We start from the raw sequence: 24,630 nt of genomic DNA, 5'->3' as shown, positions 1-24,630 counted from the left end.
TCATAAGAAAAACGTCTATCGACGTATTTTCTCAGAAGACTGACCGCGGTTAGGGGATGTTTTTCTTGTGATATCAGGAAGGCCTAAACTTCGGAGTTTACACTCTCTGATATCTAAAAAAACAGGCTGGCTAGGGCAAACCCTTAGCCGGCCTGTTTCCATGGAAGAGAGAACACTTACTTCTGAATGATGGTAATCTCCGCATTCGGATCAAGGCTTCTCACGATCGCTTTTAGTCTGGGCATCTCCAGAATATGAACCCGGTAGACAAGCCGGGAGGATTTTAATGAGTTGTTCTCAAATCCTGTATCTTCATTCAAACTCTCCGTTTGGGGTTCATATCCCATGATGGCTTTCATACTGTGTTTGATCTCTGCTTCACTCGTACTATCAATCCGAACCTCCCGTTTAAGCGGAAGACGGGAGGTCGTAATGCGACCCGTCTCCAGCGCCATCAGGCATGCGATGGCAGAATACATCGCATGTTCCCAGCCAAGCAGCAGCCCTGCCAATGTCAGTACCATGATATTGATAAAGATATGGTTGTGGGGCAGCTTCAACCGGGTCAGCAGATGGGATAGCTGCTGCGGCATCTTGGGTAATTGAAGGGTATCGAGGACAACCCCGTAACGAAGGCAGATCCCGATGCCAAGCCCAAGGAAAATGCCGCCAATGCCTGCACTCCCGATCTTGCTGTCCAGTAGAGCAGGCATCGGGAAGAACAGGATCGAGCATATGGAAAAGGTCAGCAGCCCGATCGTTGCCGCAATGGCTTTTTCCCGATTGGACTTGTAATAAACAAGCAGGAGCAAAGGTAAATTGAGTGCAAATAGAAACATGCCTGTATGAAGCCCTGTCAGATGCGAAGCGAGTGCTGAAATTCCTGTCACACCGCCTGCAATGATTCCGCTAGGTACAAGAAACAGATCTAAGCCGAACGCCGCAATCAGCCCTCCGGTGGCAGCCATGATCAATCTTCTGGGTGTACTTGCCTTGCTTGCGGCGTCTTGTGCACCGTTCGTGACACGAACCGGGACTTGAACCATAGGCAATGTACCCTCCTTTATCCGCCAAGACTTTCATCCTTTAGCTTCGGTTTAACCGGTTTCTTCTCCTTATGGTCTTTAAATTTAAATATTTTGTTCAAGAAGTTGTATACATGCTTGGATTCCTTGGTCAGCAATGGTCCGAGTATGGCAAGAATGAGCACATACAAGGCTGCAAACGGTTGAATGAAGGCAGCTAGCCCGCCGGCTTTACCCATATTGGCGAGAATAATGGAAAATTCCCCGCGGGAGACAATCGTCAGACCGATATTGGAGGACGCTTTGGAAGACAATCCGGCACTGCGTCCGGCAAGCATACCTGCAATAAAGTTACCCAACAGCGTGATGACAACGGCGATCAACGATAACCATACAGCTCCACCAAGCTCGGATGGTACGATCGTTAAACCGAAGCTAAAGAAGAATATAGCGCCAAAGAAATCGCGGAATGGCAAAATCAAATGCTCAATCCGTTCACGATGCTCTGTCTCTGCCAGGACAAGCCCGACAAGCAGTGCACCGATGGCTTCCGCAACATGAATCGTTTCAGCGAAGCCTGCCAGCAGGAACAATGCGGCAAAAACAACCAGTGCAAATAATTCGTTAGACCGTATATTCAGCGCCCGATTCAGAAGCGGCACGGCTTTTCGGCCCAGAATAATGACAAGCAGCATAAACCCGAGTGCAATAACCGCAGATATCAATACTCCACCCAGCGAAGAAGATCCGCTTAATACGAGACCGGACAGAATAGAGATATATACGGCCAGGAATACATCCTCAAACATGATAATCCCGAGTATCATTTCGGTCTCCGGATTAGCTGTCCTTCTCAAGTCAACGAGCACCTTGGCTACGATAGCACTTGATGAAATTGTGGTTATTCCTGCAACAATCAGTGTTTCCGCCACCGGAAATCCGGAAAAAATTCCGATCATAAGTCCAAGTGTAAAGTTAATGGCAATATAGATGCTCCCACCGACAACGATGGATTTGCCTGATTTGATTAACCGGCCGACAGAGAATTCCAGGCCGAGGTAGAACAGAAGAAACAGTACGCCGATCCGCCCCATGAAATCAATGAGCGGAGCACTTTCTATAAAACGAAAATCAAATGATCCAAAATGAAATGCGTGGGGCCCTACCGCCATCCCTACAAGAATATAGAAAGGGACGACGGAAAACCGGAGTTTAGCTGATAGCAACCCCGCCAGGGCGATCAACGCAATCGCCAGTCCGACTTCTAAAACCAAATGATCCATTCATCAACCACGTCCGTTCATCAAGATTTGTTTAAATAGCCGCTGTTGTTGACGTTCGCCAACGACGACAAGCGTCGAATCTGGCGTGATAATAACGTCAGGCCCGGGATTGATATGTTTGCTGTTTTTGTGAACTGCCGCAATGATGGTTGCACCTGAAGCTTGACGTACGCCCAGATCACCAATGGATTTGCCTGCCCCATAGTAGTGGGGCTCGATGCGGTACCACTCAATAATCAATTCGTCCAGCGCCATATCGATTGTTTCTAGCGCCTTGGGTTTATAGGTCAGACCGCCAACGATGGCGGCAATTTGACGAGCCTCATCATCATCCAGGGAGATCATGGAGATGCTTTCTTCCGGATCGTCATATTCATAATGGTACATTTCACGGCGACCGTCGTCATGAATGATGATGACCAGCTTATCACCACCACGGGTATCGATTACAAATTTTTTGCCAATTCCGGGTAAATCCGTTTCGCGAACATGCATAGGTTAAAATCCTCCTAAGAAAATACACTTTTAGTTATGGGTAGACCAACGTCACACGGATATCCAAATTACGAGTAGCCAAATAAAACAATCCATTCATGATGTTCTGCACAGTCTTATATAAACCTAAGTGCATAGGTCAATCAGCACAGGCTCGTTGTGTTGCTGCATGAGTGATGAAAAATTGGCGAATTTAAGAAACCGCAGTCAGTTTGAATGCGAAAGGGAGGAATAACTAAACGAATATGGATGTGTATTTAATGGGGAATAATAATAAAAGCCGGAGCCGAAGTGGAATAATCGGCCGATAGGGCAGACGTGTTCTGGGAGCCTGCTGCAGAAGGACGGCCGAAAACATTAAGAACAATGGCAAGGAGTTGCCAGCTGCCTTAAGTTTGGAGAGAATTTGAGAGTGTTTCAGAACAGCCGCTTTCAGATGAAGGTCGTTCTTGTAGACGTACCGATCATCTTCAATTTCGTTGCTGTAATACTCTTGGACGGGAATGTAAAGAGCAAATGCCGTAACCAAAACAAGTATCAGCATCCATACGATTCTTGCTGTTTTTAAGAAACGGTTCACAGTTACTCCCCCCTTCGTCCCAAGCTTCTATGTTAATCATAACATAGAAATAATCGTTCTCAAAATGAGAACGATAAATAATTTTCAAACACTTTTACAGATCGATTATATTTTTTACATTATATTGAAGCTTGTCTAATTCTACTTTTTCCGAAGTTTATCGTAATTTTCTGTCTGGGGTTCGATATCGAGTTTCGTTTCATCCTTATCCTCCAAAATACCAAGGACAAGATCATCGATGTTGTCGGTTGCGGCTTGATCCGGACGGTCTGGCTCGGGAATGGGGTCAACGCCAGGGAATTGTCCGTCGAATTCGGGTTTCTTTTTGCTCATTAGGATCACTTTCCTTTCTGGCAATATTTTGGCTCAAAAGGATCGGTTCTATGTAACGAATAAACGCAGGGGAAGAAAGTGAAACAATGAAGGCATAAGCAGAATGGAAAAATTTTTCCTTCTATATAATGTAATTAAATATATGAATCTCCTATATAGGAATATGCTAGAATGTACTGGAGGGATATTATACCAGGGGGTTACGATGTCATGAAGAAAAAAATGTTATGCTGTACCCTTGCTTTACTGCTTGTATCAGGCTCGGTCGTATCAGCACATCCGGGAAGAACGGATGCCAACGGCGGGCACACCTGCCGAACCAATTGTGAACGCTGGGGGCTGTCATATGGGGAGTATCATTATCATAACGGGGGAGGAAGCTCTTCCGGCAGCAAGTCGTCTTCATCCGCACCCAAGGCGAAATCATCGCAAAACAGCACGCCTAAGTCCGCGCCGAAGCCGGCTGCTCCGGCCTATGCCAAGTCCGGTCTTAAGGTTTATGTCAACGGCGGCCTGGTGAAATTTGATAGTGAGCCCTTGGTGTATAACAACATCAACTTGGTGCCGCTGCGGGAAATTGCAGAGGGAATGGGGGCTAGGGTCACCTGGAATCGTGAAGCTGCCAGCATTGGTGTGCAAAGAGGGAATCATAAAATAACGCTTACGATCGGAAGCAAAACGATATATTACAACGGTAAATCGGAGACCGTGGCAGTCGCTCCCAAGGTCATCGATGGCGTGACTTATGTGCCTGTTCAGGTATTTGCAAGGGGGCTTGGTGCTGGCATTAACTACACGGACCATGATAAAATTCTGAGAATCGCACTGAAGGAATAAAATGATGACAGCTCGAAAAAGAAGTCAAACAGAGAGGGAGAGTGCAGCTTGAGTTTTTTTGATAAATTTAAGGCCGGCGTGTCTGACGCCGGAAACAAAGCCAAAATCCTGGTTGAAGTTAATCGGTTAAAGCTGCAAAACAACGGTAAGAAGAGTGATATCGATGAGCAGCTGCTGGAAATCGGAAAAGTTGTATTTGCTGCAACTGAGGCGGGGGAATGGCCGCCCGAAGAGGAGAGCATCCAAAGCTATGTAGCCAAGATCCATCAATTGAATTTTGAAATCGAGCAAAATCTGCTTCACATCGCCAATCTTACGGATGAGAAGGTATGCAGAGGCTGTGGCAACAGCTCAGCGCTCAACGCCAAATTCTGTGCCCACTGCGGCCGTACGTTCGAAGTGATCCAAGTGCAATCGGAAGAGTTGCGCAAAGAAATCCCCTTGCTGGAGGAGACTCGAGACCAAGAGGAGCCGAAATAGTAGTTGGAGTATGACAGGAACCATATTTGTTGCTTCATGTAGAGCCGTACCCTGGTTCGGGAATGACCAGGGTATCGGCTCTTTTCTTTTGCCTGGGTGAAGGAAGCCGGATTTCATTACAGAATGATTATAAAGGTGATCTAACTCACCATAAAATCGTTATATAGTAGTATTAGCTTACCAGTTAGAGGGAGTGAGGACATATGCCGAAGAACAAGGCCTGTAATGATGAGTTTATTCAACGAGTGGGTCGAGAGGGGTCAAGGCTGCTAAAAGGTAACGTTCTAATTCTTCTATGTGTATTTCTGATATTCTTCGCTGCCGGATGCAGCGGTCCAAATCCTGCAGAGGAGGACAGCCCGCCGGAAAATCAACCGAAGAGTGCTTCAATCAACATCGTCATTTCGAGTCTCGGGATGACGTTCCCTGCAGGCATGGATGAGAATGACAATCCGTATTTAAATTACATTGAAGAGCGTACCGGACTTGAGATTGGGGTTAATCTGCCGCCGCCTGAGGTATACAACGAGAAGCTTGATGTGATTATGTCTTCAGGCAATTTGCCGGATATGCTTCATACCTATGAGCCGGTATGGTTTGACAACTATGTCAAACAGAAAGCGTTTATGCCGCTGGACGAGTTAATTGACAAGTATGGTCCCCATCTGAGAGAGAAAATTCCGCCGGAGGTGTGGGATCGGGTGAGATATGACGGCAAAATCTATGCGGTTCCCAGCTTGAATGAAGTGACCGGAGCAGAGCTCATGTATGCGCGCAAGGATTGGCTCGATCGGCTCGGCCTGAAACCTCCTGAAACGCTGGAGGAATATTATGAAGTCATCCGCGCCTTTACCCTGGATGATCCGGACGGCAACGGCCTTCAGGATACGATCGGGTTAACCCTTACCTCGAAATTGGGGCGCTCCTCCCCGTTTTTCGGTGCTTTCGGTACGCAGCGGAATATGTGGTTTGAACGGGACGGGCAGCTTGTGAACGGAAACATTTTGCCTGAAACGAAGGAGACCCTCGCATTTTTTGCCAAGTTGTATCAGGAGAATTTACTGGATCGGGAATTCCCTTTGAATTTACAGAACAATCTGTTCGAAAAAATAGAAAATGGCACGGTAGGGCTGTTCTCCGCGGCATGGTATGACACGCGGGGGCCGATTGCGGCCAACATGAACAAGGATCCGGAGGCAGAATGGATTCCGCTTCCATATCCGACTGGACCTTCCGGTTTTAAAGGGGTGGAAGGCAAGGATATTATCCGCGGCTACAATGTCATTCCGGCCAGCTCGGAAAATGCTGCCGAGGTGATCAAGATGCTGGATTTTATCGCCAGTGATTACAAAACGCTGAAGCTGGGCTTCGAGAATGAAATTTGGAAGTGGGAGGACGGGGAGATTGTTACGGATTTTACGCTTCATGACAAGCATTTATATCGCGGGATCTACCAGTCCCTGGTCGACGTGCCGGATGAATTGCTGTTTAAGGAACGGCTTGACTCGCTCGGCGACTTCAATTTATACAACAACTTGCAGATGATTAATCATCATATCATTCCCAACGCATTCTACGGAGTCCCTACACCTGCCATGACAAAGTACAACAATAAGCTTAAAAATCTGGAGGATGTGTTTACGAAAATCATTATGGGACTTGAGCCCCTGGATGCCTTCGATGACTATGTGAAGACGTGGAAGGAAGAAGGAGGAGATGAAATTACGAAGGAAGTTAATGAATGGTATGCCAAACCATGAGGACGATTTGGGCGAGGGAGGGGGAGATGGAATGATGGCAATGTTTCGCTGGATCAGGGATCGATTTTCGCAAAATATTCAAACCCGGTTGACCGGTTATTTTCTGCTGATCCTGCTGCCGCTGGTTATCATCAGCCTGTTTGCGGTAGAGCGGTCCAGAGCCATTCTCTATGAACAGGCCGTCGAACGGACAGAGATGGCCTTATCGTCTGCGATGAATCATTTTGATCTGGCACTGCAAAATGTGGAGGAGATCTCTTCCCTAATCTCTGGTGATCTTAGAATGAACGAGCTGCTCAATAAAAACAGCACCAATTTCTCACCTCAATCGATTGTGGATTTTTCTTATATCCTGGATCAGTTATCGGATTTTGTGTCGGTGAACCGGTATGTGTCCCAGATTACCGTGTACCACCAGGCATCCAACATGTTTATTTCCACCCATTACGGAGGAAAAAGGTTGATGGGCGAAACTCAGCAGGAATGGCTCGTCGAAGCTGCCCGGAGAAACGGAACGGGGATTTCCTACGTTATGTCGGAATACCCTGTGGCGGAAGGCGTCTCTTTTGGTCAGATGACCAACACGGACAGCATTTCCTTGATTCGGGCCATGGACTTATATAACGGTGAACGGCAGTCGAACCTGCTGGTCGTGTCTTTCAGCGAGAGCAAGCTGTTGAATATTATCAAGACGCTGCTGCCTTCGGAGAACAGCCGGATTGCCCTGTTAAACGAAAAGGGAGAAGTGGTGGTGGAGACCGGCAGAGTGTACGAGGAGGAGATCTCCGACAAAGAGATGACCGTCACCATTGACTCGGATTATTCAACATGGCGTCTTGAGCTGGTCCAGCCGAAGAGTGAGCTGTATAAAGAAACCGATCAGCTGCGCTTGTTCACGGTTGCGATAATCGTGCTTAGCGTCCTGCTGGCCATCATTATTTCGTGGGTGGTTTACAGTGGAATTGCGTCCCCTGTACTCAAATTGGCCCGCGGAATGAAGCGGCTCAGCAGCGGGGAGCTGAACATCCACGTTGATACCAAGCGAAAGGACGAGTTCGGTTTTCTTATCCAGTCGTTTAACAAAATGGCTGTGGTACAGAAGCATCTGATCGAGGACCATTATGAGCAGCAGCTGAGATTGACCACAACGGAGCTGAAATTTTTGCAATCCCAGATCAACCCGCATTTTCTGTACAATACGCTGGATTCGATCTATTGGACGGCGAAGAATTATGATGCGGATGAGATCAGCGAGATGGTCATGAATCTGTCGAAGTTTTTCCGATTGAGCCTGAACAAGGGCAGGCAGGTGTTCACGATTGAGGAGAGCATCACCCACCTGCACTACTATTTGCGCATTCAGCAGCTTCGCTTCATGGACAATTTCACCGTAGACTATCAGATTTCGGAAGACAGCAAGAGAGTACCACTCCTGAAGCTCCTGCTTCAGCCCTTGGTAGAGAATGCCATCATTCATGGCATGGAGGGGAAGTCATCAGGGGGATGCCTGAAGATTTCCAGCTGTATTGAGAAGGGGAATACGGTAGTGATCAGTGTACAGGACAATGGACCGGGCATCGGAGAGGAAAGGCTGCGTTACATACAGCATGAACTTGCAATGATGGGCTCCCGGAGCGTGCCGGCTTCCTCTCAGGATGAGGAGAATGTGAAGGATCTGTTTGGTCTTCGCAATGTATTTAGCCGGATGAAGCTGTATTACGGCAGGGAGGCCAATCTGACGGTGCACAGTGTGCCTGGCGAAGGCACAACCGTCACCATCTCCATTCCGCTGGACCGCTGCAAGGAAGTTAATATGGAGTTATAGTTCATTTCTAGATGGCTTAAAAGGGGAGGACCTGAATGAATCTCATGATTGTGGAAGATGAACCTCGGCTGCGCAATGCACTAGCCCACAATATCCCGTGGGACAAACACGGGATTGAAGTGGTGGGAATGGCATCTAACGGAGTCGAGGCACTTGAGCTAGTGAGCAGGAAGAAGCCTGATATCATGCTGATCGATGTGCAGATGCCTGAAATGGATGGACTGACGCTCCTTGGCGAACTGCGAAGCCGACAGGAAATCAGCAAATTAATGAAAATGATCATCCTGAGCGGACATGATAACTTTGAATTCGCGCAGATTGCGCTGGAATACGGGGTGTCCAAATATTTGTTGAAGCCGGCCGGCGAGGAAGAAATTCTCGAGGCTGTGCTGGAAGCGAGACAGCAGCTTCGAGGGGATCTGGAGCAGTGGCAGCGCAAGGCGGCGCTGGAGCAGAAATGGAAGGATAATCTTCCGTATTTGCAAAACCTATTTTTCATCCAATGGATCAGCGGCAAATATACGAGGCAGGACATTCTCAGCAAGAGCAGGGAGTTATATATTCCGCTGAAGGAGCATGACCGTATTGCGGTGGCTGTGGTGGATCTGGACCCGTTGCCTGAGCATGAGACCCGGTTTCAACGTGGAGATGTGGAGCTGCTGCAGTTTACCATGCAGTGCCTGGCGAAGGAGCTGCTGCCCCATCCTTCCCGCTGGATTACATCGGATTCGGGCAACCTGCTGCTGTTGGTGCTGATTGTGGAGGAGGACCAGGATGCCAAGGAGGCCATGCTGCGGCTGAACGCGGATGTATCCAAGCTCCTCTCGCAAACGAGGGAAGTGCTGAAGTTAACGGCAAGTGCGGGCATATGTGCATCCATCGGCACGATTGAAGAAATGAGCCTGCTGTATGTACAGGCCTGCCGGGCCCTGCAGGAGCGCGTCGTGTATGGACACGATCTCGCGATTCCTTACCGGGAACAGCTGAGACGGGATATCCAGGGCGTGATCGTGCAGCAGAACCTGGAGAAGGCCCTTGAGATCGCGCTGGAAACGGCGGACGAAAGTAAGGCGCTGGAGGCGCTCAAGGGGTTGTGGGAGGAGGCCTTTACGAGATCCGAATCCTCGGACGAATTCCATGAGGCGGTTCTTTATATGAACAGCTTTTTCACCCGAATGATCCAGAAGCAGGGCTGGACGGTGAAACGCGTGGTTGGCGAAGATATCGATTATTTCCAAAACGTCAAACTGCTCAGCACTAAAATGCAGACGTTCTCGCTCCTGGAGCGAACGGTGAAACATATTGTCGCGTTTATGAGCGAGCAGCGGAAAACGACGAGCAATCAGGTGGTGAAGGATATTCTGAATCTGCTTGAGGAGGAGATGGACCAGGAGATTACGCTGCATACGGTAGCAGACCGTTTATACGTCAATTCCTCCTACCTCAGCCGGCTGTTCAAGCAGGAAATGGGGGTAGTCTTCTCTACCTATGTGCTGGAGCGCAAAATGGAACGGGCCAAGTCGCTGCTGCAGGATGGATTTAAGGTGTACGATGCCGCCAGGCTGGTCGGGTACCGCGATGTCAGTTACTTCACCAAGGTGTTTCGCAAGTATTGGGGCGTGAACCCGGGGGAGTTTAAGGGATGAGCATGCGGGAGAGGCTGTACGGCACTACTGCACACATCTGAAAGCCGCTCCGCGGTCGTATCGTTCCTTCAATCGCTGTTGTCACCGAAATTCCTGGGATTATGATTACAGCGGAAGAAATTCGGCTCCAGATTATGCTTTCGATGTGAGTTTTCCTATGGAAAACTTTCAGCCGACCGCTACCGCTTTTCCGGAATCGATACGTCCTCTCCGTTGGTCCGTGTGGGTCATGCCCACAAAAAACGTATCCCCCTTTGAAGTGGGGAGAGGAAGAAAGGAGGGAGCCCGCTCCGCGGTCGTATCGTTCCTTCAATCGCTGTTGTCGCCGAAATTCCTGGGATTATGATTACAGCGGAAGAATTTCGGCTCCAAAGGCGACCACTATCGTTTTTCCGGAATCGATACGTCTTCTCCGCTGGTCCGTGGGGGTCATGCCCACAAAAAGCTTCTCCCCCTTGTAGTTGGGGGGAGGAAGAAACGTGAAGCCCGCTACGCGGTCATATCGTTCCTCCAATACCTGTTGTCGCCGAATTTCCAGGAATGATGATGACAGCGGAAGAATTTCGGCTCCAGATTATGCTTTCGATGTGAGTTTTCCTATGGAAAACTTTCAGCCGACCGCTACCGCTTTTCCGGAATCGATACGTCCTCTCCGCTGGTCCGCGTGGGTTCAAACCGCCCCAAATAGCCTCCCCCCATGAGGGTGGGGGAGGTAGAGATGTGAAGCCCGCTCCGCGGTCATATCGTTCCTCCAATCGCTGTTGTCGCCGAATTTCTGGAATGATGGTTACGGAGGAAGAAATTCGGCTCCAGATTATGCTTTCGATGTGAGTTTTCCTATGGAAAACTTTCAGCCGACCGCTACCGCTTTTCCGGAATCGATACGTCCTCTCCGCTGGTCCGCGTGGGTTCATACTACCCCCAAAGCCTCTCCCCCTTGAAGTGGGGGAGGGGGTAAAACGCAGCGCAGCAGAGCGCGCGCAGTACATAAACTAACCAAACGAGCCGTTCGGGGCATACATCCCGAACGGCTCGTTTGTTTATCCCTCCAGACCCAACCATCGGCAGGACGGAAGTAATCACCCGCATGGGCGCTTCAGATGGTTGTGCAGAAAGGCCAAGCTCGGCGCAGAGCAGACGAGGTGCTGCCTTTGGCGACGGTGCACGGCAAGCCATAAATCGACCGCCTAAACCCTAATGAGCAAGCTTCAACGGAGCAGGCGGAATTGTTCTGGAGAAGCGGCAGCGGTCTCCTTTATCCCCGGATTTCCACATTATCTATCCATTCAGATGAAATCCGGGGGTAACAGGGATCGGAAGGACAATCCGTATGCGGAGTGATGAACCATCCTCTTTTTTTGGCAGGGTATGCTTTGAATTTCAGATTTGAATTTCGTTGGCAGCGATTAGCCGATCGTGACAAGTTAACACCTCATGAAACGCCTGCCGTAACCTCATGTCATAATTACTGACGTCTATGCCCCAACACAACATCATATTACCATAAATAGTAATCATCCTCGCCTACTCAGTCTCCTCGGCGCGAATTACAATGTGTAGTAACCAAGGAGATTGAATCAATAGAAAGGGGGAGACGAGTCGATGAAACCCACGATAGAACCATCGCCGGCACCGCATAGAGAGATAAAACCAAAACGAGGATACTGGGGCCGTTTAGGGACGGACATTTGGAAAGAGTGGGATCTTTACCTGCTGCTCGTGCCGGGCATCTTGTTCATTTTACTGTTCAAATACACACCGATGTACGGGATTACGATTGCATTTAAGGATTTCAACATCTTCACCGGATTTGCCGACAGCCCGTGGGTAGGATGGAAGCATTTCGAGAAGCTGTTCACGTCGCCGGACTTTGCGCAGGTATTCAAAAATACGGTTATCATCAGCTTCCTGAAAATCGTGATTTTGTTTCCTCTCCCCATTATGATTGCCCTGATGCTCAATGAGCTGAGGAATATGGTATTTAAACGCACGGTGCAAACCGTCATCTATCTTCCGCATTTCCTGTCCTGGGTCATCGTTGGCGGATTGTTTATCGATCTCCTCTCAACAAACGGAGGAATCGTCAACAAATTGCTGGTATCCCTGGGGATGGAGCAGATTGCTTTTTTCCTGGATAACAGCGTGTTCCGGGGCGTGCTGATCACGTCCGCAGGCTGGAAGGAAACGGGCTGGAGCACGATCGTATATTTGGCAGCGTTTACAATGATTGACCCGATGCTGTATGAAGCCGCGAAGATTGACGGGGCCGGACGCTGGAAGCAGCTGTGGCATATCACGCTGCCGGGGATCGCGCCGATTATTGTCCTGATGTTTATCCTGCGGCTCGGGAACGTGCTGGAAGCGGGAACGGAGCAAATTCTTGTCATGTATAATCCGGTGGTGTACCAGGTGTCGGATGTCATCGGAACCTATGTATACCGGCAGGGTCTCGGGAACCAGGATTACAGCTTCTCCACCGCGGTTGGCTTGTTCGAAGCCATTATATCCTTCACGTTGGTCATCATTGGCAATTCTATGAGCAGAAAATACTTACAGCGCGGGATCTGGTAAAGAAAGGATGGCGCATATGGATCACAAAAAAGCTTTGGAAGGAACAAACACCACCCGAGGTGTCATCCAAACCTCGTTTTCGGAAAAATGCTTCTCGGTATTCAATTATGCTTTTTTCATTGTGATGGGCTTAACCACGCTGCTGCCTTTCATGAATTTGATCGCCAAATCCTTGAGCAGCGAGGGCGCCGTCATATCAGGGCAGGTAGGGCTGCTCCCGGTCGGGGTTCAATTCGAAACCTACAAATATGTGCTTCAGGATTCCATGTTCCTGAATTCGCTCAAGGTGTCCATTTTTTTGACAGTGGTGGGAACGGCCTGCAGCCTGTTCCTGACTACGCTCACGGCTTATCCGTTGTCCAAATACCGACTGCGGGGACGAAAAGGACTGCTGTTGATCTTCGTATTCACGATGCTCTTCAGCGGCGGCCTGATTCCGACTTACCTGCTTATGCAGAACTTGAACTTGGTAAACTCCTTTCCGGTGTTGTTCCTGCCAGCGATGGTGAATGTGTACAACATGCTCATTATTAAAAACTATTTCGAGGGTCTTCCGGATGAGCTGGAGGAATCCGCCAAGCTGGACGGCGCGGGGAATATCCGCATCCTCGTCTCGGTCATTGTGCCGCTCTCGCTTCCCGTCATGGCAACGATTGGATTGTTCTTTGCGGTCGCTTTCTGGAATGACTATTTTGCGGCGATGATCTACATTACCGATCCGGCGATCAAACCCATGCAGTTGTACCTGAAGGAGCTGCTGGTTTCGTCCAGCGGGGATTTCCTGAAGGATAATGTCGACGCCGCGATTAACGCAACACCTCAGTCCATACAGGCTTCTTCAATCCTGCTGGCAACGATCCCGATTTTGCTGGTGTATCCATTCCTGCAAAAGTACTTTGTCAAAGGCGTGCTGGTAGGTTCGGTTAAAGGCTAGATTCATCAGGTGTTTCTTAAGAGACAAGGAAGTACCGGAAGGTTACCCACCTTATTTCATAGGAAAAATGTCCTCTATAAGCGGTCGATCTCTAGAGAAAGCACGTCGATAGACGTTTTTCTTAACATTATTATAATTTCCGGGGTCCCCACAAAGTACCTGAATGGACTTCGGAGCAAGGCCCCACTTTGTGGGGTTCTCTTATAAAGGTGGTGATGCGCTTCGTATTGCTCAGGTGGCAGGATTCATTGAATTTCTCAATCACAAGGAGGGTTATCCATGATCAAGATTAAAAAATCCGCAGTACTGGCTGGAATTCTCGGATTTACGCTGGCGCTGTCCGGATGCGGCGGCGGGGGAGGCGGCACGACCGATACACCGGCAGCTCAGCCTTCGGATACGCCGGCTACGACCCCGAAAGATGAAGGGGACGGAGGGAAAACTGCTGAAAAACCGGGTCTGCGCATGATCATGCAATATGGATTGTTTGATCCGAAGACTGAATATGCGGCCAAGTACATCCAGGAAAGAACCGGATTCAATGTGGAATATGAACTGCTGCCGGCAGAAAATGCGGACGAGAAGCTGAACCTGCTCGTATCCAGCAAAGACAATTATGATCTGGTGAAATTGAATGCAGCCCAGTTCTACAATCTGGCATCTGCGGGAGCACTTGAGCCAATTGATGAGCTGCTGGAATCCCACGGCAATTATATTAAGCAATCCATTAAGCAGGAATCCTTCGGCAGTGCCACCATCGACGGGAAGATTTACGGCATTCCCGAGACTGGAGCAGGCGTAAGTATCGGGGAGGAACTGGTGGTTAGACAGGATTGGATGGATGAATTGGGACTGTCCACACCGACAAACGCCGATGAGCTTTACAATGTGCTCAAAACGATCAAAGAGAAGAAAAATGTCATTCCGCTCACGGTGAGCAATAAGGCCCCTGCTATTTATGGCAACATTGCCACGACATTTGGTGTTTTGACGGATTGGAAAGAGGTCGACGGCAAGCTGATGCATCGGGCGGAGCTTCCAGAGATGAAAGAGTACCTAACCTTTATGAACAAACTGTATAAAGAAGGATTGCTCGATAACGAGACTCCGATTAATACCGCACAGAAATCCATTGAAAAGTTTTCGGGTGGTAAAGCTGCGATGTATGAGCTGGCCTGGTGGAATGCCGGGACAACGATTGATGCGCTTACGAAAAACTTCCCGGATGCCAAAACGTCCATCATCCCTTACCTGAAAGGCAAAGACGGCAAAGCCGTTGTCGGTGTTAAAACGAACACCACTTGGTATGTAGCTATCCTGAAATCCTCAAAGAACAAGGAAGCCGCGATGGAATTCCTGAACGCGAAGTTGGAGCCTGAGACGTTCAAAGGCATCGCGCTGGGTAAAGAAGGCGTCCATCATGAAGTGAAGGACGGTAAGTACTATCCAATTCTGCCGATCTTTAATGATGAGCTCAACAATGCAAGCAGTTTCCTTACAGGTGTCGATGAAGAGAAGTACCCGATCTACTGGCAGGCACGCGTTCGTAAGGATCCGGTTCTGCAAGCACATTTCGAAGCTTTCCAGAAAAATGCCGAGGGTATTATCGTAGTGGATCCGATGTCAACAGCACCGCCAATTGAAGCTGTATCCAAATATCAGTTGAAATTGACAACCATGCTGGATGACAATGTGCTGCAATTCATTTCCGGAGCGAAGCCGATTGATGCATACGATCAATTCCTTGCTCAATGGAGAGCTGAAGGTGGAGCCGATATGGTAAACGCAGCGAATGAATGGTTCCAATCCACGAAGTAAATGATTTCATTTGAAGAAGCAGTCTGCATTTGCAGCTGCTTTTTCAAAATTAAGAATAAAGAGGTGTTGGTTGAATTTAAAGAGCACGGTTCATTCTTAATACAAGAAGGGTGGTAATCATTAATGTATCGTTTATTTCGCAGGCGGATTGCTCTGCTCCTCAGTCTTTCGCTGATCGTATCACTCATCGTGCCGGTTGGTTCTTCCGCGTTCGCGGATAACGAAGCTTCCCCGGCTCAAAGCGCGAGTCCCGACCCGATTACGCTGGTCTCCCAAGGCGGACAGAGTCTGGAGTTTACGGATATTAACGTGGCAGGTGACCCGCTGGAAGGGGAAAATGATTATTTGGCACTGTACACCAGCGGTGCAACCGTTACGGGCTCCGTATATACCGGCGAGGTGTGGGTTCCGACGCTGCAGGTTGCGGTTGCTGTGGATGCAAGCGGCATCGTACAGGATATCGTTGGACCGGACAGCGATCCGCCGACTGCCTGGGATCCCGGCACATTGCTGCCGATTCCTGTCGGGGGTTACGTTGTTGTAGCTGGCGGCACCAATGCGTGGGATCAATCCCTTTTTCAGAAACCTCTCTTTAATCATAACAAAACGGGAGACTCGGTGAAGCTGATGCAAGCTGGAGTAGAGGTGACTGCGGCCGATTTCCTGCCGGAGCAGCCCGGCCCGGGCCCGGGCCCAGGTCCGGATCCGCTGCCGCCGGAGCTGCATCTGATTACACCAAACGATACAACCGTGGATATTCCGGTCGTTGAGATTGCAGGTTTTGTGGCTAATTATGCCGAGGACCTGGATTTAAGCGTCACCGTCAATGGCGATGAGAGCACGCTTACAGCGGATGGGGTGTTTCGCACGAATGTTTATTTGGAGCCGGGTCCGAACGCAGCTGAAGTTAAGCTGTTCAAGGGAGAGGGCGAACTGGCTGCTCAAACGCTGAACATCGTGTATGAACCGATTGAGAACCAGGATTATATTGAAGTTGAGGCGGCGCCAAAGGACATTACCATCGACATTGAAGGTCCGCGCAAGCAGCTGGATTACGTTGACAAGGATGTCACGGGCGTGCCTAACATCGTGGCGGTGTTTACAAGGGATTATGGCACCGCCATCACGATTCCTCAGACCAATGTTGCCGTGCAGGTGGATGCCAACAATCGTGTACTAAGGGTCATTAATCCATCCATCGACGGCAAACCTCCGGTATGGACTGGACCGACCGATCTTGAAATACCTGAAGGCGGTTATGTGCTGATGGCACAGGACAACAGCTATGCAGGCAATAACATCAAGCGGTATTTGGCCGAGAACTTTAAGGTTGGGGACATGATTAAGCTGCGCAAGAACGGAGAAGTGGTACAGGTACGCGACATCATGAGCGGCAACGGGCTTATTGCCCGGCTTACGCTGGATAACCAGGCGATGTATACGGTAACGGAAGGCAGCACCGTGATTTCTGGCCGCATTGACAACATGGACGATATCACGGCGATTAAACTGCTGATGAACGATAACGAGATTTCTTTTCAAGCAGATGGTTCATTCTCCTACACTTATACGCTTGCGAATGGGACCAACTATATCGAAGTCAAAGTGCTGAAGAATGACATCGAGCAGGATGTTCGTCATCTTGCGGTGTTTGCAAGACCTGGGTTTTCCCCGGAAAAAGAAGTTATTCTCTGGGTGGACCAGGCTTCCAATGCGAGAAAGTTCAAAACCAGCGAGGATGTTCTGGCTTTTCTGACAAAAGCCAAGGAGACGGGTGTTACTTCGATTGCGTTTGATGTAAAAGGCGTTGAAGGGTATGTATCGTATAAAAAGAATGACCTGACAGGCAGACCTTACGTCAGTGAGATCAAGGCACCCGAAAAAGCGGGAGCAAGCCCGGATCTGGACCTGCTGCAGGAGTTCATTGACCACGGCCATGCGCTTGGTTTGGAGATTCATGCGGCAATCAACGTGTTTGCCGAGGGATCGATCGCTCATAACGAGTATGCGGTTCTGAACGATCACCTCGACTGGGAGGAGCGCGTGTATTTTCCTGAAAACAACGGGGAGATCAAGCGTCTTCGCGAAAGCAAAAAGCAGGGCTTGGTAGCCTTTGTCAACCCGTCCAATGACGAGGTCCGAAATTATCAGCTCAGAACCTTTGAAGAAATCATGAAGAACTATGATGTGGACGGCGTTATCCATGACCGGAGCCGGTATGACAACGAAGGGGCCGATTTCAGTGACGAAACCCGCGTGAAGTTCGAGCAGTTTTTGCAGGCCCGGGGCAAGCAGCTTGTCAATTGGCCAAACGATATCTTCTACTATGAAAACAATGCAAGAGTATACGGCCCACTGATTCAGGATTGGTGGGAATTCCGCTCAGGGACGATTCAGAGCTTCTTCGGCGAAGTGAAGACGCTGGTGGATTCCTACGAAGCGTCAAAGGGAAGAAAGATCGAAGTCTCCTCCTATGTAGGATCCTGGTACGAAACGTATTATTTGAACGGCGTTAACTGGGGCAGCAAGAACTTCCGGTTTAATCCCGCGCTCGGCATGCCGGACGAATCGGTGTATACGCCGGAATATTATCAGACCGGGTATATCGAGCATTTGGATTTCCTGATGATCGGGGCGTATCAAACCACCAGTCAGGAAATTCAGAAATACATCACGCTTGGCAACATCGTTACGAACGGGGAAATTCCGCTGTATGCGGGCATTGCGATGAACAATGTGCAGGCACCGGCCGTTCAGCGCGAAGTGTTCCAGGCGGGCTTGAAATCCACGAACGGACTTATGCTGTTTGATGCATCCCAGGTCAACTGGCCGATTGCGGCAGCTGCTCTGCAGGATAAGGAGTGGGTGAAGGATTACCAGCTTGGCATGAGTTTGCCTGGAAGTCCGGATTCGTTCCTCGAAGGCAATTTCTATAATATTAACCGGATTGAGGGCAACGTCAATGTGATGACGGAGGCCTTCGGTTACTCAACCGGTACGAACCGCTTCGGGGTTGAAGTGGTTGTGGACCCCACGGGTCACGTCACACGCGTGGTCAATCGGAACCAAGCCATTAAATGGAGCTGGGGATCGCCGGAGGAGAACAACAGCGTCATTCCGCAAGGCGGCTTCGTGATTTCGACGCTGGATCCTTCAGGCACAAGAACGCTGCGGCAGCTTGTTGCCAATGCCTATAATGCGGGCGACCAGGTTCGTTCGGCGGTACTAAGCGGACTGATGGATGATGAAGGCAAAGAAACGCGCGACAGCCAGCTTGCATTAAAAGGCATGGTTGAAGTTCTGGGACCAGGCAAAGCAACCGTGAAGGTTAATGGTGCGGAGGCCGTCATGTCAGCGAGCGGAGAATTTACTGCTAATATTCCGCTGGCGACCGGTGTGAACTCCATCACGGTGGATGTATTCGTTGACGAATACAAAACAAACAGTAAAACATTTGAGGTGATCCGGACCTCAACGGGTGATGGGGGATCGGAGCCAGGCCATCCAGGTTCTCCTGGTAGCGGCTCCGGTTCATCTGGTGGAACGACACCTCCTAAACCACCTGTGCCAGAGCGCCTGAGTATCAAAAAAGAAACGGCTGAGGGTGGTCGTACGGTCATCGTAGCGGATGCAAACGAGAGCGCCATGCTCGCGGATGTGGAACGTCTCAGCAAGCTGCCTGCGGCCTCGCGCCTGCTTACGTATACGGTGACGGACACGTCGGATTCCGTCGTTCTTCACTTGCCGGTTCAGGGACTGAGCGCTGCGGTGAAGGAGCTGCCAGAGGGATCCATCCTGTTGGAATCCTCCCTTGGCCGCTTGGAAATTCCGCTGCAGTCGCTGACGGAAGCGCTGCAGCGTCGGGGAACGGCCGATAGCCTGCAAATTCGCATCGGTTTTGCTTCGAAAGAAGAAGAGGACCGGATGAAGGCAGCCATGGAGGATGGAGCCTCCATGCTGGATGCGTCGCTTGCTATAACCTTGGCCTGGAAACAGGGTGACAAGTTATCGACGCTACCAGCACTGAAGGGAGCTTACGCGAAGTTTACCAAGGTGGTGTCCCGTGTCGTCAGCCCATCCCAAACGACGGTGTTACGATGGGATCCGGCATCCGGCAAGGCAGTGTTCGTGCCGGCACTCATTCGAACGGCCAACGGAAAATCCCATGCGGAGTTTAAATGGACGGAGAGTGGAGTGTATTCCGTTGTCTCCTATGCGAAGACGTTTGCGGATTTAACAAGTCATTGGGCACGCGAGGACGTATCGCTGCTGGCTTCGAAAAAAGTGATCGAGGGTTTAAGTGATACGCGTTTTGGTCCGAATGAGCCGATCACGAGGGCGCAGTTTACCGCGATGCTCGTTCGTGCTCTTGGACTGAAGGAGCAGGGAGCCGATGCGGGCTTCCAGGACGTGAAGACAAACGATTGGTATGCAGCCGCTGTGGCCACTGCTGTGGAGAATGGGCTGATCGAGGGCTTCAGCAATGGTACGTTTCGTCCGAACGAAGAGATTACACGTGAGCAGATGAGTGTCTTGCTGCTCCGGGCGCTGAAGCTTGCCGGAACGGAACTGGAGGCAGGAGACCCCGCATCTATATTGGAAGGATTCAAGGATCGCGACAGCATTGCAGCCTGGTCGGAAGAGGCCGTATCGGCCATCGTAAGATTAGGCCTGATGGAGGGACGTTCGGCCGACAGGTTCGTGCCGGGAGCTCATTCCACCCGGGCTGAAGGAGCGGTAGTATTAACCAGAATGCTGCAGATGGCAGAATTCATGAATCGATAAAGTCAAAATCCCCGCTCGTTATCAACGAACGGGGATTTTTTATGTATTAGGCCTCTGGAATAGCACAGATCTTGATGCAGCTTTAGTCCGAAGCAGCCGAAAACAGGTGTCAATTGCTATCCGGGCTACCTAATGAATTCAGGAGCTCCGCTGCGATTAAAGCGAATGCGCCAATTACCAGCAAAACAACAACCATGATAATAACAAATGTCTTACCGTTCATCATAATCACCTCTTGATCGGTCATTTTTTTCATATAAAACCGATTATTTCAAATAATAGTAAATATTTCGTTTACTATCTTTATTTTAATAATGATAGGATTTTAACCGTATCCTGGCAATGGATGAATCATTGCTGCTCCTGTTAATTATACAATACATGAATCCTCTTTGAATGGAATGAAAAAATTGAAAAAACCTCTAAAAATCACTCTAATCGTTTCTATCATCTTGAATGTTTTATTGTCTGCTGTATTTCTATATCAATACACACATCATAAAAATAATTATGGAATCGGAGATACCAACTCGTACAGAATATTTATCCACGGGCTTGAGTATTTCAGTCAAACGATGGGTGAGGTCGTAGAAACAAATGGAAAAGTTGAAAATATGAATCTGTTGATTAACGCAGATGAAAGGCTTAACTTATCCATTCATTCGTTTATACGATTTGAGAATTCTATGGCTTCAACCAAGATGAACTCGCATAGCATAGAACTATTTTTATCTTATATCGACGAGGCAATGTTTGAACGGATGTCTGCATTTAATTTAGAAGATTATGATATTAGCACGTTTGAAGACTTGAAAAATCGAACAGATGAATTGCTCCGTCTTTTGCCTGATGCCTATAATCCTCAAGATCAAAAACGATTCATTGAAACCATAAACGATATTATTCTATAAGGTTTGCGTATCCCTTGTCTATTCCAGCGACTCATAAATTTGAGCGAGCATATCGCTCGCAAACGACATGAGTTCATCCGGTGCGGAATCCGCAGCATTACGGGCACCGCCGCTATATTGAGCTAAAGCGCGCTGAATCAAGGGACGATACTTGGAGGGGAGTGCGTGCAGGCCCCATTCACCGCCTTCTTTTTTGGAGGATACCACGCCCTCCTTCAGATAGTACAGCACTCGGCACAGGTTCAGCGTATAGTACATGGGTGAGTTGGTGATGTCCTGCACCGCGCCTTCCACATCCTGTACAATCGCCTGGATGTAATACTGCCGGTCGATAAGATCAAAGACTTCTCGAACCGGTTTCCCGTACAAAGCAATGCCGCGATGATAGATCACGGTGTAATGAGCGGCCAAGTCAGCGTCCTCGAATCCACCACAAACATATTCGTTGTCGGTCAGGTACCTCTCGCGATGAAAGGCGGAATAGTGGAATTCGAACGGGGGCGGATACACGAAATTCTGCAGGCTGGATTCCAGAACAAGGCTAAGCTCCAATCCCTGCTGATTGGGCATGGTATCGTGTAAATTTATGATGTTCTTGGCAAGCCGTCTCATCTGCTCCCTGGTCAGCTTGTCCCGTACCACGAGCAGCAGATCCACATCGCTGGTGTCCGGGTTGAAACATCCCATTGCCAATGACCCATGCAAATATATGCCGACCAGATTGCCACCAAGCTCCTCTTTAAATAAATCTACAACACGATTCAAAACCAAGGGTGTGTCCAACTTGATGCCCACCTTTAACTTATGTGATATTCATCCATTATGTTTGGGGATTATTTCCTTGTCAATTGGCAGCGTTGGCTGCAGCCGTTACACCAGTAATTGGGGCAGACTGCACCTGGCAAGCAGGGGAATTGTACCTGTGCATCGAAGTGAACAGTGGACTATTTATTTGGTGAAAGGACGGAGTTATGGCTACATTGAATCAGGAACAACCCGGCGCTGTCGAGGTATATGCAATCAAGAATTTGGACCATATCCGTGATGAGACGTTCCGAGCCTTATTCCTGACGTTGTCACCCCAAAGGCAGGAATACGTATCCAAATTCAGAAGGGTGGGCGATTACCACCGCTCAGTGCTTGGAGATGCCATGGTCCACCGGGTTCTTCGGGAGAAGCTGGGGCAAGGTCGAAATCACATAGAAATCATAAGAAATACATATGGCAAGCCGTTCCTGAAGGATTATGAGAACCTGCATTTTAATATCTCGCATTCAGGGCATTGGATTGTGTGCGCCGTCAGCCATGAGCCCGTCGGGATCGACGTGGAGAAGATGAAGGCCATCGATATGGATATCGCCAAGCGCTTTTTCCATAAAACCGAGTTTCACGCACTGTTAAACCGTGAACCGTCGGCGCGGCTTTCTCACTTCTTTGATCTGTGGACGTTAAAGGAAAGTTATATTAAGGCAGTGGGCAAGGGGCTGCACCTGCCGCTGGATTCTTTTGCATTGGAATTGAAGGAGGGCAAGTGGGCACCTGTTGTTGGGGAGAGTGGAGAGACGTATTCTTTTAAACAGTATGCACTGGAAGAAGGCTACAAGCTGTCGGTATGCAGTACCTGCCAGCATTTCCCCGAACGCATCCGGTTCGTAACGGCTGAGGAGTTGTGAATAGTCAGGAAAAAAACCAGCCCGGGGGATGGCCCCTGAGCTGGTTTTTTGGCGTTTCTGTTATGAGTGGGATCAGACCGGGCGCAGTGCCGGCCACGCAAGCTCAATCCCTGCACTGACCAGCCTTTGCTGGAACGTGGCCAGTCTTTCTGCATCGTTTCGCACGTCTGTCGGCAGGATGTCTTGATCCAGACAGTAGCTGATGCAATAACCGGCGGCTTCGCCGATGTTCCATTCAACGGGATGCAATCGGTAACAGCCATTGGTGATATGGGTTACACCTATGTTCTTGCTTGCAGCCAGCACATTCTTCATCCGTTTCGGGATTAAGCTGCCCAGCGGAATCTGGAATGGCAGGGAAGAGATATCGATGTAAGGGCGCTCTCCGGTGCTCGGGTGTAAGTCGATCCGATAACAGCCGATGCCGACCGAATCCTGGAACGTCTCGGCAACACCGTCCGGCCGCGATTCAGTTGCCACATGTTGTTCCAGTACCGTAAACTCGGCTTGAATTCTTCTGGATTCACGGATATAAGGATACATGGCCATTCCGTCTTCCGTACCCACAACATCCGGCCGCAGGCGCAGCCCGGGGTAGCCCTGCCCGCCATCCGGCCGCGGCACCTCGGTTTGCAGCCAATACAGCAGGGACAGGCTCAGCTGCTTGGCCTGATACATACGATGGTCCGCGTCTTCCTTCGGTACATCGATAATGGAGCCCAGCCAATAGTCGTTTTGCGGCCAGTTTACCAGAGAAACCGGGCCTTCAAACGTGCCTTCGGCAAAATGCTTCGGGTCCAGAATTTGCCGGTATTGAAAGAGAGGGAATTTGCCGTGGCCCGGAAAAATCTCATACTCAATCGGCTCATTCGTGGACGGCTTGACGGCGGTCAGGCTTAACAGCTTATCCGGCCAGAAATCGGGCTTGTAATCGCGCCAAAAATCATACAGCTCTGGCTTCTCAATCGTATGGTCCTCGCCCTCCAGATAATCCACGGCAAAACAATACGTGAAGCCCTGCATGTCCTGCGGCAGCGGCTCCCCATCGACGGCATGCGGTTCACCTGTCTGGGATTTGGACTCCGCTCCGGTAACATATTCGATACCCGCCAGCGGAAGCAGGTCCCCGAGCTCGGTGGCATCCACGAAGTACGGGGCCTGGAGCAGGATTTGATCCTGGGTCTCAAGATGTTGAATGGTTACGCTGTTCACGTGATCCCCGCTAACGTCGGCAGACACCGCCGCATATCGATACAGGATCGTGAGCCGCCCGCTGTGAATATAGGGGGCCAGCATTTGTTGCAGCACAGCTAATGCGGTCCGGGGCTCATGGCACAACCGGCTGACAATGCCGCTGCCGGGGTTTAGCTGTACATTGGATCTTGCTTTGGGAGTCATGGGGAAATGATCGCGATAGTACTGGCGGACGCCTTCGCGGAACTGCCTGTAGCTGCGCGTGCAGCCAAACGATTCAATCCATGGATGCTCGTCGGGCGGAACCGCCTGGCTTGTCAGCTGTCCTCCGATCCAGGCGGTCTCCTCCGTCATGATGACGGTTTTTCCTGATTTCGCAGCGGCGAGCGCGGCAGCTGTTCCACCTGTCCCGCCGCCGAGAATGACGATATCGGCCTGCATTTGTTGTGTCATTACACAGATTCTCCTTTGGGGATGGTT

General features: G+C 49.7%; 18 protein-coding genes. 11 read left to right on the top strand and 7 right to left on the bottom strand.

The annotated features are described in order from the left end of the window. Positions 1-176: 176 nt before the first annotated feature. From WDY75_RS23025 to WDY75_RS23005, 5 genes are all read right to left on the bottom strand, one after another. A complete protein-coding gene (locus WDY75_RS23025) occupies positions 177-1,046 on the bottom strand; it encodes a YitT family protein (protein WP_006208921.1) in 870 nt (289 codons plus the stop codon). Between the two features lie 17 nt (positions 1,047-1,063). Then, positions 1,064-2,308 (bottom strand): cation:proton antiporter, encoded by a 1,245-nt coding sequence (locus tag WDY75_RS23020; protein ID WP_006208922.1) that lies wholly within the window; start codon positions 2,306-2,308, stop codon positions 1,064-1,066. Between the two features lie 3 nt (positions 2,309-2,311). Further along, entirely contained in the window at positions 2,312-2,803 is a 492-nt protein-coding gene (locus WDY75_RS23015) for a cation:proton antiporter regulatory subunit (protein WP_006208923.1), read from the bottom strand. 235 nt (positions 2,804-3,038) lie between these two features. Beyond that, a complete protein-coding gene (locus tag WDY75_RS23010; RefSeq protein WP_006208924.1) occupies positions 3,039-3,383 on the bottom strand; it encodes a hypothetical protein in 345 nt (114 codons plus the stop codon). Between the two features lie 141 nt (positions 3,384-3,524). Further along, entirely contained in the window at positions 3,525-3,716 is a 192-nt protein-coding gene (locus WDY75_RS23005; protein WP_006208925.1) for a hypothetical protein, read from the bottom strand. 210 nt (positions 3,717-3,926) lie between these two features. On the opposite strand from WDY75_RS23005, the gene WDY75_RS23000 reads away from it, so the two are divergent. The 10 genes from WDY75_RS23000 to WDY75_RS22955 all read left to right on the top strand — a co-directional run bounded on the left by WDY75_RS23000 (position 3,927) and on the right by WDY75_RS22955 (position 21,283). Beyond that, complete coding sequence (locus WDY75_RS23000; RefSeq protein ID WP_036643034.1) at positions 3,927-4,553, top strand: stalk domain-containing protein; 627 nt, start codon at positions 3,927-3,929, stop codon at positions 4,551-4,553. Between the two features lie 48 nt (positions 4,554-4,601). Then, complete coding sequence (locus WDY75_RS22995) at positions 4,602-5,033, top strand: hypothetical protein (RefSeq protein WP_063478902.1); 432 nt, start codon at positions 4,602-4,604, stop codon at positions 5,031-5,033. A 203-nt stretch (positions 5,034-5,236) separates the two neighbouring features. Continuing rightward, on the top strand, positions 5,237-6,793 hold the full coding sequence (locus WDY75_RS22990; protein ID WP_006208928.1) for an extracellular solute-binding protein: 1,557 nt from the start codon (positions 5,237-5,239) through the stop codon (positions 6,791-6,793). Positions 6,794-6,824: 31 nt separating this feature from the next. After that, positions 6,825-8,618 carry a sensor histidine kinase gene (locus WDY75_RS22985; RefSeq protein ID WP_063479770.1) on the top strand — a complete coding sequence of 598 codons (1,794 nt, stop codon included), beginning with the start codon at positions 6,825-6,827 and terminating at the stop codon, positions 8,616-8,618. A gap of 35 nt (positions 8,619-8,653) precedes the next feature. After that, a complete protein-coding gene (locus WDY75_RS22980) occupies positions 8,654-10,264 on the top strand; it encodes a response regulator (RefSeq protein ID WP_063478903.1) in 1,611 nt (536 codons plus the stop codon). A gap of 1,602 nt (positions 10,265-11,866) precedes the next feature. Continuing rightward, positions 11,867-12,835, top strand: a complete 969-nt coding sequence (locus tag WDY75_RS22975; RefSeq protein WP_063478904.1) for an ABC transporter permease — start codon at positions 11,867-11,869, stop codon at positions 12,833-12,835. A gap of 16 nt (positions 12,836-12,851) precedes the next feature. Further along, a complete protein-coding gene (locus WDY75_RS22970; protein WP_006208934.1) occupies positions 12,852-13,769 on the top strand; it encodes a carbohydrate ABC transporter permease in 918 nt (305 codons plus the stop codon). A gap of 279 nt (positions 13,770-14,048) precedes the next feature. Beyond that, positions 14,049-15,587 (top strand): extracellular solute-binding protein, encoded by a 1,539-nt coding sequence (locus tag WDY75_RS22965; protein WP_006208935.1) that lies wholly within the window; start codon positions 14,049-14,051, stop codon positions 15,585-15,587. Between the two features lie 123 nt (positions 15,588-15,710). Further along, positions 15,711-20,372: an S-layer homology domain-containing protein gene (locus WDY75_RS22960; protein ID WP_063478905.1), complete on the top strand. Its 4,662-nt coding sequence runs from the start codon at positions 15,711-15,713 to the stop codon at positions 20,370-20,372. A 410-nt stretch (positions 20,373-20,782) separates the two neighbouring features. Beyond that, positions 20,783-21,283 carry a hypothetical protein gene (locus WDY75_RS22955; protein ID WP_063478906.1) on the top strand — a complete coding sequence of 167 codons (501 nt, stop codon included), beginning with the start codon at positions 20,783-20,785 and terminating at the stop codon, positions 21,281-21,283. A gap of 18 nt (positions 21,284-21,301) precedes the next feature. Here the strand turns inward: WDY75_RS22955 and WDY75_RS22950 are convergent, their stop codons facing one another. Next, complete coding sequence (locus tag WDY75_RS22950; RefSeq protein WP_063478907.1) at positions 21,302-22,066, bottom strand: aminoglycoside adenylyltransferase domain-containing protein; 765 nt, start codon at positions 22,064-22,066, stop codon at positions 21,302-21,304. A gap of 188 nt (positions 22,067-22,254) precedes the next feature. Here WDY75_RS22950 and WDY75_RS22945 point away from each other — a divergent pair, with 188 nt between their 5' ends. Then, a complete protein-coding gene (locus tag WDY75_RS22945) occupies positions 22,255-22,956 on the top strand; it encodes a 4'-phosphopantetheinyl transferase superfamily protein (RefSeq protein ID WP_082834314.1) in 702 nt (233 codons plus the stop codon). Positions 22,957-23,028: 72 nt separating this feature from the next. On the opposite strand, the gene WDY75_RS22940 is transcribed toward WDY75_RS22945, so the two are convergent. Beyond that, positions 23,029-24,603 (bottom strand): FAD-dependent oxidoreductase, encoded by a 1,575-nt coding sequence (locus WDY75_RS22940; protein WP_063478908.1) that lies wholly within the window; start codon positions 24,601-24,603, stop codon positions 23,029-23,031. Between the last annotated feature and the right edge of the window lie 27 nt (positions 24,604-24,630).

Source organism: Paenibacillus glucanolyticus, from assembly GCF_037333485.1.
Classification (GTDB): Bacteria; Bacillota; Bacilli; order Paenibacillales; family Paenibacillaceae; genus Paenibacillus_AQ; species Paenibacillus_AQ glucanolyticus.
This window is presented reverse-complemented; position numbering and strand designations above follow the sequence as displayed.

Coding starts and splice junctions, on each gene's coding strand:
- WDY75_RS22975 (WP_063478904.1), top strand. CDS start 11,867: ATGAAACCCACGATAGAACCATCGCCGGCACCGCATAGAGAGATAAAA.
- WDY75_RS22945 (WP_082834314.1), top strand. CDS start 22,255: ATGGCTACATTGAATCAGGAACAACCCGGCGCTGTCGAGGTATATGCA.
- WDY75_RS22965 (WP_006208935.1), top strand. CDS start 14,049: ATGATCAAGATTAAAAAATCCGCAGTACTGGCTGGAATTCTCGGATTT.
- WDY75_RS22940 (WP_063478908.1), bottom strand. CDS start 24,603: ATGACACAACAAATGCAGGCCGATATCGTCATTCTCGGCGGCGGGACA.
- WDY75_RS22970 (WP_006208934.1), top strand. CDS start 12,852: ATGGATCACAAAAAAGCTTTGGAAGGAACAAACACCACCCGAGGTGTC.
- WDY75_RS22960 (WP_063478905.1), top strand. CDS start 15,711: ATGTATCGTTTATTTCGCAGGCGGATTGCTCTGCTCCTCAGTCTTTCG.
- WDY75_RS23015 (WP_006208923.1), bottom strand. CDS start 2,803: ATGCATGTTCGCGAAACGGATTTACCCGGAATTGGCAAAAAATTTGTA.
- WDY75_RS22990 (WP_006208928.1), top strand. CDS start 5,237: ATGCCGAAGAACAAGGCCTGTAATGATGAGTTTATTCAACGAGTGGGT.
- WDY75_RS23005 (WP_006208925.1), bottom strand. CDS start 3,716: ATGAGCAAAAAGAAACCCGAATTCGACGGACAATTCCCTGGCGTTGAC.
- WDY75_RS23000 (WP_036643034.1), top strand. CDS start 3,927: ATGAAGAAAAAAATGTTATGCTGTACCCTTGCTTTACTGCTTGTATCA.
- WDY75_RS23020 (WP_006208922.1), bottom strand. CDS start 2,308: ATGGATCATTTGGTTTTAGAAGTCGGACTGGCGATTGCGTTGATCGCC.
- WDY75_RS22980 (WP_063478903.1), top strand. CDS start 8,654: ATGAATCTCATGATTGTGGAAGATGAACCTCGGCTGCGCAATGCACTA.
- WDY75_RS22985 (WP_063479770.1), top strand. CDS start 6,825: ATGATGGCAATGTTTCGCTGGATCAGGGATCGATTTTCGCAAAATATT.
- WDY75_RS23025 (WP_006208921.1), bottom strand. CDS start 1,046: ATGGTTCAAGTCCCGGTTCGTGTCACGAACGGTGCACAAGACGCCGCA.